At 72.6% G+C, this 13186-nt stretch carries 16 protein-coding genes and 1 pseudogene; 10 read left to right on the top strand and 7 right to left on the bottom strand.

Translation table 11 applies throughout. The features are described from left to right. Nucleotides 1-48: 48 nt before the first annotated feature. Nucleotides 49-699 (bottom strand): flavodoxin family protein, encoded by a 651-nt coding sequence (locus tag ABD52_RS32525; RefSeq protein WP_047894255.1) that lies wholly within the window; start codon nucleotides 697-699, stop codon nucleotides 49-51. A gap of 64 nt (nucleotides 700-763) precedes the next feature. Further along, complete coding sequence (locus ABD52_RS32530; RefSeq protein ID WP_047894256.1) at nucleotides 764-1534, bottom strand: 1-acyl-sn-glycerol-3-phosphate acyltransferase; 771 nt, start codon at nucleotides 1532-1534, stop codon at nucleotides 764-766. Between the two features lie 206 nt (nucleotides 1535-1740). On the opposite strand from ABD52_RS32530, the gene ABD52_RS32535 reads away from it, so the two are divergent. Together ABD52_RS32535 and cydB are read left to right on the top strand one after the other, a co-directional pair. Further along, nucleotides 1741-3153 (top strand): cytochrome ubiquinol oxidase subunit I, encoded by a 1413-nt coding sequence (locus ABD52_RS32535; protein ID WP_047894257.1) that lies wholly within the window; start codon nucleotides 1741-1743, stop codon nucleotides 3151-3153. 17 nt (nucleotides 3154-3170) lie between these two features. Further along, the gene (cydB, locus tag ABD52_RS32540) at nucleotides 3171-4169 is read left to right on the top strand and encodes a cytochrome d ubiquinol oxidase subunit II (RefSeq protein WP_013286337.1); all 999 of its coding nucleotides are present in this window, start codon (nucleotides 3171-3173) and stop codon (nucleotides 4167-4169) included. A gap of 70 nt (nucleotides 4170-4239) precedes the next feature. Here cydB and ABD52_RS32545 read toward each other — a convergent pair whose 3' ends face one another. Together ABD52_RS32545 and ABD52_RS32550 are read right to left on the bottom strand one after the other, a co-directional pair. Further along, complete coding sequence (locus tag ABD52_RS32545; RefSeq protein WP_047894258.1) at nucleotides 4240-4926, bottom strand: hypothetical protein; 687 nt, start codon at nucleotides 4924-4926, stop codon at nucleotides 4240-4242. 65 nt (nucleotides 4927-4991) lie between these two features. Next, nucleotides 4992-5456 carry a peroxiredoxin gene (locus ABD52_RS32550; RefSeq protein ID WP_275896041.1) on the bottom strand — a complete coding sequence of 155 codons (465 nt, stop codon included), beginning with the start codon at nucleotides 5454-5456 and terminating at the stop codon, nucleotides 4992-4994. Nucleotides 5457-5546: 90 nt separating this feature from the next. Here ABD52_RS32550 and ABD52_RS32555 point away from each other — a divergent pair, with 90 nt between their 5' ends. Both ABD52_RS32555 and ABD52_RS32560 read left to right on the top strand, forming a co-directional pair. Next, nucleotides 5547-5939 (top strand): YciI family protein, encoded by a 393-nt coding sequence (locus ABD52_RS32555; RefSeq protein WP_030272251.1) that lies wholly within the window; start codon nucleotides 5547-5549, stop codon nucleotides 5937-5939. 19 nt (nucleotides 5940-5958) lie between these two features. Further along, on the top strand, nucleotides 5959-7176 hold the full coding sequence (locus ABD52_RS32560; RefSeq protein WP_082171434.1) for an RNA polymerase sigma factor: 1218 nt from the start codon (nucleotides 5959-5961) through the stop codon (nucleotides 7174-7176). Nucleotides 7177-7216: 40 nt separating this feature from the next. Here the strand turns inward: ABD52_RS32560 and ABD52_RS32565 are convergent, their stop codons facing one another. Next, a complete protein-coding gene (locus ABD52_RS32565) occupies nucleotides 7217-8050 on the bottom strand; it encodes a patatin-like phospholipase family protein (protein WP_030272247.1) in 834 nt (277 codons plus the stop codon). 74 nt (nucleotides 8051-8124) lie between these two features. Between ABD52_RS32565 and ABD52_RS32570 the strand changes: the two genes are divergently transcribed. Then, nucleotides 8125-8853 carry an SDR family NAD(P)-dependent oxidoreductase gene (locus ABD52_RS32570; RefSeq protein WP_013286344.1) on the top strand — a complete coding sequence of 243 codons (729 nt, stop codon included), beginning with the start codon at nucleotides 8125-8127 and terminating at the stop codon, nucleotides 8851-8853. 50 nt (nucleotides 8854-8903) lie between these two features. Here ABD52_RS32570 and ABD52_RS41505 read toward each other — a convergent pair whose 3' ends face one another. Both ABD52_RS41505 and ABD52_RS32575 read right to left on the bottom strand, forming a co-directional pair. Further along, on the bottom strand, nucleotides 8904-9029 hold the full coding sequence (locus ABD52_RS41505; protein WP_013286345.1) for a hypothetical protein: 126 nt from the start codon (nucleotides 9027-9029) through the stop codon (nucleotides 8904-8906). Further along, nucleotides 9026-10444, bottom strand: coding sequence for an OFA family MFS transporter (locus ABD52_RS32575; protein WP_013476779.1), 1419 nt, complete (start codon nucleotides 10442-10444; stop codon nucleotides 9026-9028). Before ABD52_RS32575 ends, ABD52_RS41505 begins: the two co-directional genes overlap by 4 nt. Before the next feature lie 179 nt (nucleotides 10445-10623). Here ABD52_RS32575 and pdxY point away from each other — a divergent pair, with 179 nt between their 5' ends. From pdxY to ABD52_RS32600, 5 genes and pseudogenes are all read left to right on the top strand, one after another. Further along, entirely contained in the window at nucleotides 10624-11475 is an 852-nt protein-coding gene (gene pdxY, locus ABD52_RS32580; RefSeq protein ID WP_047894261.1) for a pyridoxal kinase PdxY, read from the top strand. A gap of 99 nt (nucleotides 11476-11574) precedes the next feature. Then, a complete protein-coding gene (locus ABD52_RS32585) occupies nucleotides 11575-12039 on the top strand; it encodes a helix-turn-helix transcriptional regulator (RefSeq protein WP_013286348.1) in 465 nt (154 codons plus the stop codon). 5 nt (nucleotides 12040-12044) lie between these two features. Next, nucleotides 12045-12455, top strand: coding sequence for a VOC family protein (locus ABD52_RS32590; RefSeq protein ID WP_013286349.1), 411 nt, complete (start codon nucleotides 12045-12047; stop codon nucleotides 12453-12455). An 8-nt stretch (nucleotides 12456-12463) separates the two neighbouring features. After that, nucleotides 12464-12913 (top strand): pyridoxamine 5'-phosphate oxidase family protein, encoded by a 450-nt coding sequence (locus ABD52_RS32595; RefSeq protein ID WP_013286350.1) that lies wholly within the window; start codon nucleotides 12464-12466, stop codon nucleotides 12911-12913. A 26-nt stretch (nucleotides 12914-12939) separates the two neighbouring features. Beyond that, nucleotides 12940-13186 (top strand): annotated as a pseudogene (locus ABD52_RS32600) (excinuclease ABC subunit UvrA); the annotation flags it as partial.

Here is a 13186-nt window from a genome sequence, read left to right on the forward strand (position 1 = left end):
GGGTAGCGGGCCGCGGGGTCGGGTCGGGTGCGGGCAGGGGGCGCCGGGTCAGCCGGACTGGCTGCTGGGGTCGGTGCCTGCGCCGCGGGTTCCGGGTGGCGGGTAGGGCTGCTCCGCGAGCAGCCGGGCCAGGTGGGCGCTGTTGAGCGCCAGCGCGGCGGTGGTGCGGCCGGTCGTGTCGGGTTTGGGGCGGGCGTCGACGTAGTCGGTCTTGTGCAGCGCCTCCCCGACCCAGTAGGTGGCCCCGGCGGCCGGGCAGGTGAACCCCACCTCGTTGAGGGCCTGCTGCACCTCGGCGATGGTGTGGTGCGCGCCGTCCTCGTTGCCGACCACGGCCACCCCGCCGACCTTGCCGTAGGTGCGCAGGCGGCCCTGGTCGTCGGTCTCGGACAGCTCGGCGTCCAACCGTTCGAGGACCATCTTGGTCACCGACGAGGGCTGACCGAGCCAGATCGGCGTGGCGATGATCAGGATCTGGGCGGCGAGCAGCTTGGCGCGGATGCCGGGCCAGCCGTCGCCGTCGCCCTCGTCGACGGAGACCCCGAAGCGCACGTCGTGGTCGACCACCCGGACGATCTCGCCGTCGACGCCCTGCTCGGCCAGCGCGTCGAGCACCTCCTGACCGAGCACCTGTGAACTGGACGTCGCCGGGGAGCGCTTCAGGGTGCAGTTGAGAACGAGTGCTCGGACAGCGGTCATGACCAGGTCCTCTCCACCTGAAGGGGCGCGAGGACTTGATACCCGCCACCGGCGCCGGGATGCGTCAGCCGGTGCGGCGGCGACGGTGGGCGCGGGCGGTGTCGACCGGCCGGCCCGGGTCGACGTGGCGCGGCCGGTCCGGCTCGTCGGGGCGCAGCGGCACCAGGTCGTCGGTGATCGCGTCGATGATCCGGTCGGTGGCCTGCCGGGCCGCGCCGGGGGAGCCCGACCGCAGGTCGTCCAGCGGCACCGGGGCGCCGAAGTGCACCCGGATGGCGGGCCGGCGGACGATCGCCCGGGCTGTCGCGCGCAGCATGCCCTTGGGCGCCCGGTAGGGGAGCACCTCGTGCGAGCCCCACTGGGCGACCGGGACCACGGCGGCGCCGCTGGCGAAGGCGAGCCGGGCGGCGCCGGTCTTGCCCCGCTCGGGCCACATGCCCGGGTCGAGCCCGATGCGTCCCTCCGGGTAGACCACCACCACCGAGCCGCCGGCCACGGCCTCGGCGGCGACCTCCAGTGACCGGTGCACCGCGGAGGTGCCCCGGTCGACGCGGATGTGCCCGGCGCGGCGCATCAGCGACCCGATCACCGGGGCGCGGAACAGACCGCCGGTGGCCATGATCCGGGGCGCGACGCGCCGGACCCGGCAGGCGGCGGCGAGCACCACCGGGTCGAACGGGCTGATGTGGTTGGCGGCCAGGACCAGCGGGCCGTGGCGCAGCGCGTCGGGCACGTCGCCGGTGACCTCCAGCCGGCCGACCAGCCCGACGACGGCGCGGGCGAGCGTCTGCGCGCTCCGCCACAGCAGCGGCGCGCGCCAGGGGGTGCTGTTCATCAGTGCTGGATGTTCCCACGTGCGGGCACAGCGGGGGGAGCCGGTGGGGGTCCTCCGGCGAGGGTGATCCCGGGACCGCAGGTCCTCCGGCAAGGTGATCAGGGTCATTGGTCCCGGGCCGGGTGGGGCCCTGCGGCCCTGCTGCTTTCGCTACGACGCCGAGTAGTATCTACTACGTCTCGTAGTATGCGCAGCTGGGGGTTCAGGTGGACGCGTTGGACGTCGCCCGCTGGCAGTTCGGTGTCACCACCGTCTACCACTTCTTGTTCGTGCCGTTGACCATCGGCCTGTCCGTGCTGGTGGCGATCCTCCAGACCATGTGGCACCGCACCGGCAACGAGCGGTACCTCAAACTCACCAAGTTCTACGGCAAGCTCTTTCTGATCAACTTCGCGATGGGTGTGGTCACCGGCATCGTGCAGGAGTTCCAGTTCGGCATGAACTGGAGTGACTACTCCCGCTTCGTCGGTGACATCTTCGGCGCGCCGCTGGCCATCGAGGCCCTGGTGGCGTTCTTCCTGGAGTCCACGTTCATCGGGCTGTGGATCTTCGGCTGGGACCGGCTGCCCAAGCGCCTGCACCTGGCCGCGATCTGGGCCGCCGCGATCGGCACCAACCTGTCGGCGTACTTCATCCTCGCCGCCAACTCGTTCATGCAGAACCCGGTCGGGTTCCGGATCAACCCGGACAGTGGCCGTGCCGAGCTGACGGACTTCGTCGCCGTGCTCACCAACAAGGTCGCCCTGGTGACCTTCCCGCACACCCTGGCCGGCGCGTTCCTGGTCGCCGGGTCGCTGATGGTCACCGTCGGCCTGTGGCACGTGATGCGCAACCGCGACAGCGCCGACACCGGCGCGTACCGCTTCGCCACCAAGCTCGGCTCCTGGGTCGTCCTGATCTCCTCGGCGCTGGTCATCCTCACCGGCGACATCCAGGGCAAGATCATGACCGAGGTGCAGCCGATGAAGATGGCCGCCGCCGAGGGCCTCTACACCACCGAGAGCCCCGCCTCGTTCTCCGTGCTCACCGTCGGCAGCCTCGACGGCAGCCGCGAGCTGTTCGCCGTCAAGATCCCGTACCTGCTGTCGTTCCTCGGCACCGGCGACCCCAACGGCACCGTGCAGGGCATCAACGACCTCCAGGCCCAGTACGCCAGCCAGTACGGCCCCGGCAACTACGCCCCGATCATCCCGGTCACCTACTGGAGCTTCCGCTTCATGATCGGCTTCGGGCTGGCCGCCGCCGCGATCGCGCTGCTGGTGCTGTGGAGCCAGCGCAAGGGCCGCACCCCGACCAGCAAGTGGCTGCTGCGGGCCGGCCTGGTCATGCCCGTGCTGCCGCTGCTGGCCAACTCCTTCGGCTGGATCTTCACCGAGATGGGCCGCCAGCCGTGGATCGTCTTCGGCGAGATGCTCACCCGCGACGGCGTGTCCCGCAGCGTCTCCCTGACCGAGGTGCTCACCTCGTTCACCGCGTTCACCCTCATCTACGCCGTCCTCGCGGTGGTCGAGTTCAAACTGCTGGTCCGCTACGCCCGCGCCGGCGTACCGGACGTCACCCCCCAGTCCGACGACGACGACACCGACGACGCCGAGCGCCCGCTGGCGTTCGCCTACTGACACCCCGGAGCCCAACCGTGGAACTGACGACCGTCTGGTTTCTCCTCGTAGCAGTGCTCTTCACCGGCTACTTCATCCTCGAAGGCTTCGACTTCGGCGTCGGGATGCTGCTGCCGGTGCTCGGCCGCGACGACAGGCAGCGCCGCGTCCTGATCAACACCATCGGCCCGGTATGGGACGGCAACGAGGTGTGGCTGATCACCGCCGGCGGCGCCATGTTCGCCGCCTTCCCCGAGTGGTACGCCACCCTGTTCTCCGGCTTCTACCTGCCGCTGCTGCTCATCCTGCTGGCCCTGATCGCCCGCGGCGTCGCCTTCGAGTACCGCCACAAGCGGCCCGAGGCGTCCTGGAAGCGCCGCTGGGACCAGGCCATCTTCTGGGGCTCGGCGATCCCGGCCGTGCTGTGGGGCGTGGCGTTCGCCAACATCTTCCGCGGCGTGCCGCTGGACGCCGACCACGAGTACGTCGGCGGCCTGCTCGACCTGCTCAACCCGTACGCGCTGCTCGGCGGCCTGACCACGCTGGGGCTGTTCCTCACCCACGGCGCGGTGTTCCTGGCGCTCAAGACCACCGGTGACATCCGGGAGCGCGCCGGCGCCCTCGCCGTGAAGCTCGGCGTCGGCACCGCCGTGGCCGCCGTGGCGTTCCTGAGCTGGTCGCTGAGCATCCGCTCCAGCGCCGCCGCCGTCGTGCTCGCCGTCGGCGCCGCCCTCGCCCTGCTCGGCGGTCTGGCCGCCGCCAAGGTACGCCGGGAGGGCTGGGCGTTCACCGGCACCGCCGTGGCGATCGCGCTGGCCGTGGCGACGCTGTTCGCCGCGCTGTTCCCGAACGTGATGCCGTCCACCCTCGACGCGGCCGGCACGCTCACCGCCACCAACGCCGCGTCCACCCCGTACACCTTGAAGATCATGACCTGGGTGGCTGTGGTGTTCACGCCGATCGTGCTGGCGTACCAAGGTTGGACGTACTGGGTGTTCCGCCGCCGGATCGGGGTACAGAACATTCCGCAACACTGATCGACCTGTGGGCGCAGGGGCGCGGGGCCGGTGCGAGGGGGTCGCACCGGCCCCGCGGGGCGTTCCGGGGTCAGCGCGCCTCGCGCAGCTCCGCCAGCCGCGCCTCGATCTCGGCCAGCTCGGCGCGCAGCTTCTCCGCCTGCTGCTCGGCCTCGGCCCGCTCGGCGGCCAGGATCTGCTCCACAGCCTCCTGCACCCCGGGAACGTCGACCAGTGCCACCATCCGCAGCGCCTCGGCCGGCTTCACCACGTACGGCCGGGCCAGCGCCTTCGTGCCCTGCTGCGCGGCCACCGTCCACTCGCCCTCGGCGTAGGCCAGCGTGACGGTCAGCCCCGGCGGGGTCTTCGGCTTGGCGGCCTTCACGACCCGCTTCGCCGGCTTCGGTTCCGCCTGCGGCTGCTCGGTCTTCGGTTCCTCCCGCCGCGGCGCCGGCACCCGCGGCGTGTCCAGCACGAACTCCGGCTCCGGCGCGGCCGGCTGCTGCTCCGGTTCCGGCTTCGCCTCGGCTGCCGGACGCCGCCCGGCACCCTTCGGGGCGATCGCCACGTCGGCGGGGGAGAACGGCAGCTCGTCGCGGCCGAACCGCACCACCACGAACTCCTCCGACGCCGCCGGGTCGGTCAGCTCCACCACCTGCCCGAGCTGCCCGGCCATCTGCCCGGCCGCCTCGGTGAACACCACCCGGGGCTTGCGGCCCGCGGCCAGCGCCTCCCGGATCCCCTGAATCTCGTCAGTGGACAAACCCTGACCCGCCATCACGCCCTCTTCCGTACACCTGTTTGACGCAGCCTTGATACCAGCCGGCTGCGACACCGCGATGATCAGCCCCCGAGGGCCCGCAGCGCCGCGTCGGCGTGCTCGTTCATGCTCAGCTCGCTGTGCACCACTGCGAGCACCCGCCGGTCCGTGCCGATCACGAACGTCATCCGCCGGGTGCTCAGCGCGCCCAGCGGCAGCCGCCGCCGCACCCCGAACGCCCGCGCCACCTCGCCGTCGACGTCGGACAGCAGCGGATAGTCGAACCCGTGCCGGCGGGAGAACTCCGCCTGCCGCTGCACCGGATCCCGGCTGATCCCCACCCGAGACGCGCCCACCGCCGCGAACTCCGCCGCCAGATCCCGGAAGTGGCAGCTCTCCGCCGTGCAGCCCCGCGTCATCGCCGCCGGGTAGAAGAACAGCACCACCGGACCGGCGGCCAGGAACTCCGACAGCCGCCGCGGCGCGCCCGTCTCGTCCGGCAGCGTGAAATCCTCGACCAGGTCACCGACACCCACCGCGTCACTCATGACGCGAGGATATGTAGACATCGGCGATCCCGCTCCGTCGTACCCGGCGAGCGGCGGGGAGGCACCGCCGCACGACGCGAAGGACCGACAGTGAAGTACGTGATCATGATCCACTCCAACCCGGAGCCGTGGGGCCACCCCACCTCCGAATACCTCGCCGCCCACCAGGAGCTGCCCGCCGAGGTACGCGACCGGCTCAACGCCGACTTCGAGCAGGTGATGACCGAGCTGCACGCCAACGGGGAACTGGTCGTCGGCGAGGCGCTCGGCGACCCCCGCACCGCCCGGCTCTACCGGTGGCGCGACGGCGCGCCGCTGGCGACCGACGGCCCGTACTCCGAGGCCAAGGAACACCTCGCCGGTTTCTTCCTCATCGACGTCGAGGACCAGGCCCGCGCCGACGCCGTCGCCGCGAAGTTCGCCGGCCCGGGGGAGACCGTCGAGCTGCGGCCCCTGATGTGGCCGGGCGGGTCCGATCAGTAACGCCCCGCCCCTCGCGGACGTGTGGCGCCGGGAGGCGCCGCACGTCCGCGCCGCGCTGCTGCGCCGCTACGGGCAACCCGACGCCTGCGAGGACGCCCTGCAGGACGCGGCGGAGGCGGCCGCCGCCCGGTGGCCGCTCACCGGCGTGCCCGACGAACCGCGGGCCTGGCTCATCCAGGTCGCCGCGCGACGGCTGATTGACCGGATGCGCGCCGAGGAGGCCCGCAGCCGCCGCGAGCGGCTCGACGCGGTCCGGCAACCCGGCGCCGTCGTGCCGCCCGTCGACGACACGCCCGTGACCGGCGCCGACGACACGCTGCGGCTGCTGTTCCTGTGCTGCCACCCGGCGCTGAGCCGCCCCTCCCAGGTCGCGCTGACCCTGCGCGCGGTCGCGGGACTGCGGGTGGAGCAGATCGCCGCCGCCTACCTGGTGCCGGCCCGGACCATGACCCAGCGGCTGAGCCGGGCCCGCGCGACGCTGCGCGAGGCGGGCGCCCGGTTCACCATGCCGCCGCCGGACGCGCTGCCCGGCCGGGTGGCCGCCGTGCTGGACGTGTGCCACCTGGTGTTCAGCGAGGGCTACACCCGCACCTCCGGCGACCAGCTCGTCGACGTCGAACTCGCCGAGGAGGCGATCCGGCTCACCCGCCAGGTCCACGCCGCGCTGCCCGGCCACCACGAGGTCACCGGCGCGCTGGCGCTGATGCTGCTCACCCACGCCCGGTCGCCCGCCCGCACCGACGCCGCCGGTGACCTCGTGCCGCTGGCCGACCAGGACCGCTCCCGCTGGCGCGGCGACCTCATCGACGAGGGCGTCACGCTGCTCGGCCGGGCCCTGCCCCACGGCCCGGTGGGCCGCTACCAGCTCCAGGCGGCCATCGCCGCCGTGCACGCCGAGGCACCGGCCTTCCCGGACACCGACTGGCTGCAGATCAGCGTCCTCTACGACATGCTGAGCCGGGTCGCCCCCAGCCCGTTCGTCACGCTCAACCAGGCCGTCGCGGTGGCCATGGCGCACGGCCCCGCCGTCGGGCTGGCGCTGCTCGACCCGCTGCTGGCCGACCCGGCGATGCGCGGCCACCACCGGCTGCACGCCGTCCGCGCGCACCTGCTGGAACTCCACGGCGACCCACAGGCCGCCGCCGAGCACTACCGGCTGGCCGCGCGGCTGACCGGAAGCCTGCCCGAACAGCGCTACCTCAACCGGCGCCTGAGCCGCCTGACCGGCGTCTCCTGAGCTGCGGCGCCGGTCAGGCCGCGCCGTGCTGCACGCCCGGTCAGCGCCACACCGCGGCCACCTCGTCGGCCACCGCGTCGGCCTGGGCGAACCCGGCCCGCGCCGACGCCGCCCGCCGCGCCGGGTCCAGCACGTTGCGGCCGATCGCCGTCCGCGCCGCCCGGTCCGGCGACACCACTGCCACCCGTGCCCCCGCCTCCCGCAGCGCCGCCACCTGCGCCGACAGCCGCGGCATCGGCCCCACCGCCGCGCGCGTCGGCGCCAGGACCACCACCTGCCCGCACCCGGCCGCCAGGTCCGCGTTCACCGGCGAGCGGACCCCGCCGTCGACGTAGCGCCGGCCGCCGACTGTGACCGGCGGCCACACCCCCGGCACCGCGCAACTCGCGCCGACCGCGTCCACCAGTGGCACCCCGCTGTCCGCGTCGAACACCACGAACTCGCCGGAGGCCGCGTCCACGGCGGTGACCAGCAGCCGCGCCGCCGGCCAGTCCGGCGACGGCAGCCGCGCCGCGATCACCGCCCGCCGTGACTGCTCCGACGGGGTACGCGCCGACAACGCCATCGCGCCGATACGTGCCCGGGCCCGCGCCGCGTCCCGGCCCCGCCCACCGGCCCACGCCCAGCGCAACAGCACGCCCGTCCCGAGCCGGGCCGGCACCTCGTCGCGGGGCGGCCGCAGCTGCGCCTCGTACAACCGCGCCGGCGGCGTACCCGAACGCACCTGCGCCCCCACCACCGACCCGGCCGACGTACCCACCACCAGGTCCGCCTCGTCCAACCGCAGGCCGTGCCCGGCCAGCCCGGCCAGCAGACCCAGCTCCCAGGCCACCCCGGTCACCCCGCCGCCACCCAGCACCAACGCGCGCCCCATGTGACAGTCCTCTCCACCCCGGATGGTCCCGCCCACGGTAACGTCGCCCCCACCGCAAGGCAGGGGAGAAGGCATTGACCTCCGTCACCATCGTCACCGGGGGAGGACGCGGCATCGGCGCGGCCACCGCCCGCCGGCTCGCCGCCGACGGCCACGACCTGGTCATCGGCTACCGCACCGACCACACCGCCGCCGAATCCGTGGCTGCCGACGTGCGCGCCGCCGGCCGCCGCGCGGTCACCGTCGCCGCCGACACCACCGACCCCGACCAGGTACGCCGCATCTTCGACGCCGCCGACCGGCTCGGCCCGCTCACCGGCCTGGTCAACAACGCCGGCGTCACCAGCCCGATCGGCCCGTTCACCGACCTGCGCGTCGACGACCTGCGCGAGGTCGTCGACGTCAACCTCATCGGGTACGTGCTGTGCGCCCAGCAGGCGGCCCGGCGGCTCACCCGCGGCGGCGCCATCGTCAACGTCTCCTCCGTGGCCGCGACGCTCGGCTCACCCGGCGAGTACGTGCACTACGCCGCCGTCAAGGCCGCCACCGACACCCTCACCGTCGGGCTGGCCAAGGAACTCGCGCCGCACGGTGTCCGCGTCAACGCCGTCGCCCCCGGGATCATCCGCACCACCATCCACGCCCGCTCCGGCGTGCCCGACCGGCCCGACACCGCCGCGGGCCGGATCCCGATGGGCCGCGCAGGGGAACCCGAGGAGGTCGCCGGCGCGATCGCGTACCTGCTCGGCCCGGACGCCTCGTACACAACGGGCGCGGTCCTGCGCGTCGGCGGCGGTCTCTGACCCGGCGGCGGCCCGGGGATCTCCACCCCCGGGCCGCCGCGTCGCGTCTCCTACTGGGTGAACAGCTTCGCCGCCGTGATCAGCGTCTGCACCACGCCGTAGCCCAGCAGCGCCGACACCACCAGCCACGACACCACCAGACGGGCCCGCTGCCCGCCACCGGTCCGCTCGTTCACGATCCGCTCCTCTCCGCCGTCACCGGCTGCCCCGGTCCCGTCTCGTCCCGCCCGGACGCGGGCTCGTGGTAACGCTGCGGCACCGGCCGCACCAGCAGGTTCGCCACCAGACCCACCGCCAGCACGCCGACCATCGTGAACAGCGCCGGCCGGTACGCCGCCGCGGTCAACGTGCCCGGCTCACCCTGCGCGTCGAGGAACGCGTTGACGATCAGCGGCCCGGCCACGCCCGCCGCCGACCACGCGGTCAGCAGCCGGCCGTGGATCGCGCCCACCTCGAACGTGCCGAACAGGTCCCGCAGGTACGCCGGCACGGTGGCGAACCCGCCGCCGTAGAACGACAGGATCACGCACGCCAGCAGCACGAACAACGCCGTCGCGGTCTGCCCCACCAGCGCCAGCAGCAGGTACAGCACCATGCCCACACCCAGGTACACCATGTAGATCGGCTTGCGGCCGATCACATCCGAGGTGGACGACCACACGAACCGGCCCGCCATGTTGAACAGCGACAACAGCCCCACGAACCCGCCGGCCGCCGCCACCGACACCGCCGACGTGCCACCCTCGCGGAAGAAGTCCTGGATCATCGGGCTGGCCTGCTCCAGGATCCCGATACCCGCCGTCACGTTGCAGAACAGCACCACCCACAGCAGCCAGAACGACCGCGTCCTGACCGCGTTGGCCGCCGACACGTTCGCTGTCGTCACCAGCGGCTTGTCCGCCACCCGAGCCGGGTCGAACCCGGCCGGCCGCCAGTCCGGCGCCGGCACCCGAACGTTGAACACCCCGAACATCATGATCACGAAGTAGCCGACGCCGAGCGTCACGAACAACCACACCAACGCCGGCCCCGACGCCGTGGAACCGCTGTTCGCCGGGTCGTAGGCCGGGTCGTAGAACGACAGCAGCTGCCGGGACAGGGGAGAGGCCACCATCGCCCCACCACCGAACCCCATGATCGCCAAGCCGGTCGCCAGACCCGGCCGGTCCGGGAACCACTTGATCAACGTGGAGACGGGGGAGATGTACCCGATCCCCAGACCGATCCCGCCCAGCACCCCGTACCCCAGATACAGCAACCACAGCTGCCCGGTCGCGATACCCAGCGCCCCCACCAGGAACCCCGCCGCCCAGAAACACGCCGAGACGAACATCGCCTTACGCGGCCCGTTCGCCTCCACCCACGTACCGGCCACCGCGGCCGACAACCCCAGCATCACGATCGCGATACTGAAGATCACCCCGATCGCCGTCTGACCGGTGTCGAAATGCGCGATCAGGGAGTTCTTGTACACGCTCGTGGCGTAGACCTGCCCGATGCACAGATGGATCGCCAGCGCCGCCGGAGGAATCAGCCAACGGCTGTACCCCGGCGGCGCGACGGTGTGCCGACGATCGAGTGCGGAAAGCATCAGTGCTTCCTCCGTCCGGATGGCGAGAACACCCCGGTTCATGCCCCTGCCGCACGCTGCACCCAAACCCGCCCCGCGCCGGACGGCCGAAACGCTGCGCCGAACGGTCACCGCCGTCCCGGCCCGTCATCACCCCACCACCGGCAGTCATCCCCGGCCCGGGATGCGACGATGACCGGGTGAAGATCCTGTCCATCCAGTCGTCGGTCGCCTACGGCCACGTCGGCAACTCCGCCGCCGTGTTCCCGCTGCAACGCCTCCGCCACGAGGTCTGGCCGGTCCTGACCGTGCACTTCTCCAACCACACCGGCTACGGCGCCTGGCGCGGCCCCCTGCTCGCCCCCACCGACGTCGCCGACGTCATCGCCGGCATCGAGGACCGCGGCGTGCTCGGCACCGCCGACGCCGTCCTCTCCGGCTACCAGGGCGACCCCGCCGTCGGCGCCGTCATCCTCGACGCCGTCGCCCGCGTCAAGGCCGCCAACCCGGCCGCCCTCTACTGCTGCGACCCGGTCATGGGCGACGTCGGCCGCGGCATGTTCGTCCGCCCCGGCATCCCCGAATACCTCCGCGACACAGTCGTCCCGCGCGCCGACATCGTCACCCCCAACCAGTTCGAGCTGGAATTCCTCGCCGGCCGCACCACCGACACCATCGACGACCTGCTCGCCGCCGTCGACACCGTCCGCGCCACCGGCCCCCGGCACGTCCTGGTCACCAGCGTCCTGCACGGCGACCTGCCCGCCGGCCACCTGGAAGTCGTCGCCGTCTCCGACGACGGCGCCTGGGCCGTCACCACCCCGCTGCTGCCGATCGCCCCCAACGGCGGCGGCGACGTCACCGCCGCCCTCTACCTCGCCCACCTCGCCACCACCGGCTCACCGAAGACCGCACTCGAACGCACCACCAACTCGATCTACGCGGTACTCGAGGCGACCCTCGAAGCCGGCACCCGCGAACTGCAACTCGTCGCCGCCCAGGACGCCATCGCCGACCCACCCACCCGCTTCACCGCCCGCCGGCTGCGCTGACCGACAGCGCGGGTGCACCTGCCGCGCGGGTGCACCCGCGCGGCGACTCGCCGCTCGAACAGGTGGACGACCCCACCGCCCACCAGGCAGGATGCGGACGTGCCACCGCACCCGGCAACCGACGACCCCGCGTTCGCCCAACGGCTGCGCGACCTCACCCGGCTACGCCGCGTCCGCGACCGCATCGACCGCGAATACGCCAAACCCCTCGACGTCGAAGCCCTCGCCCGCGGCGAACACATGTCCGCCGGCCACCTCAGCCGGCAGTTCCGCCAGACCTACGGCGAATCCCCGTACGCGTACCTCATGACCCGCCGCATCGAACGCGCCATGGCCCTGCTGCGCCGCGGCGACCTCAGCGTCACCGACGTCTGCTTCGCCGTCGGCTGCCAGTCCCTGGGCACCTTCAGCACCCGCTTCACCGAACTCGTCGGCGAACCACCCAGCGCCTACCGCGCCCGCCACGCACCCGACACCGCCGAACCACCCCCGTGCCTGACCAAACAGGCGACCCGACCGATCAGGAATCGAGAAGCCCGCACCGGCCGACCACCACTAGCGTGACCACCATGACGATCACCATTCACTACGCCTTCCTGCCCCACACCGACGCCGACGCCGCCCTCGCCTTCTACCGCGACACCCTCGGCTTCGAACTGCGCAACGACGTCGGCTACAACAACATGCGCTGGCTCACCGTCGGCCCACCCAACCAGCCCGAGACCGGCATCGTCCTGCACCCACCGGCCGCCGACCCCGGCATCACCGACGACGAACGCCGCACCATCCTCGAACTCATCGCCAAGGGCAGCTACGGCGCGCTCACCCTCGCCACCGACGACCTCGACGGCCTGTTCGACCGCCTCCAGGCCTCCGGCGCCGACGTCGTCCAGGAACCCACCGAACAGCCCTACGGCGTCCGCGACTGCGCCTTCCGCGACCCCACCGGCAACCTCATCCGCATCAACGAGCGGCGCTGACCCACCCCATGACCGACGCACCCCGCACCCGCGCCCGCCGCCGCAACGACACCACCCACCGCCTCGAAAACGACGTCGACTGCTGGGTCGCCACCGCCGAACCCGACGGCACCCCGTACCTCGTGCCCCTGTCCTTCGACTGGGACGGCCACACACTGCTCGTCGCCACCCCGGCCGACAGCCCCACCGGCCGCAACCTCGCCGGCGGCCGCGCCCGCGTCGGCCTCGGCCCCACCCGCGACGTCACCATGATCGACGGCGATGTCGAAACCCTCGCCCTCGACGCCCTGCCCACCGGCCGAGGCGACCGCTTCGCCACCCGAACCGGCTTCGACCCCCGTACCCTGACCACGCCCTACCGCTGGTACCGCATCACGCCACACCGCATACAGGCCTGGCGCGAAGCCGACGAGCTACCCGGCCGCACCCTGATGCGCGACGGCCGCTGGCTCGACTGACACCCGCACCACCGGACGGAGAGACCATGAGCAAGGCCACCACCGGCCTGCACCACGCCGACAGCCACGACATCATCCGCGTCCACGGCGCCCGCGAGAACAACCTGCGCAACGTCGACGTCGAGATACCCAAACGCCGCCTCACCGTGTTCACCGGCGTCTCCGGCTCCGGCAAGAGCTCACTGGTCTTCGGCACCATCGCCGCCGAGTCCCAGCGCCTCATCAACGAGACCTACAGCGCCTTCGTCCAGGGCTTCATGCCCACCCTGTCCC

This window comes from Micromonospora sp. RV43, assembly GCF_001029515.1.
Lineage (GTDB): Bacteria > Actinomycetota > Actinomycetes > Mycobacteriales > Micromonosporaceae > Micromonospora > Micromonospora aurantiaca.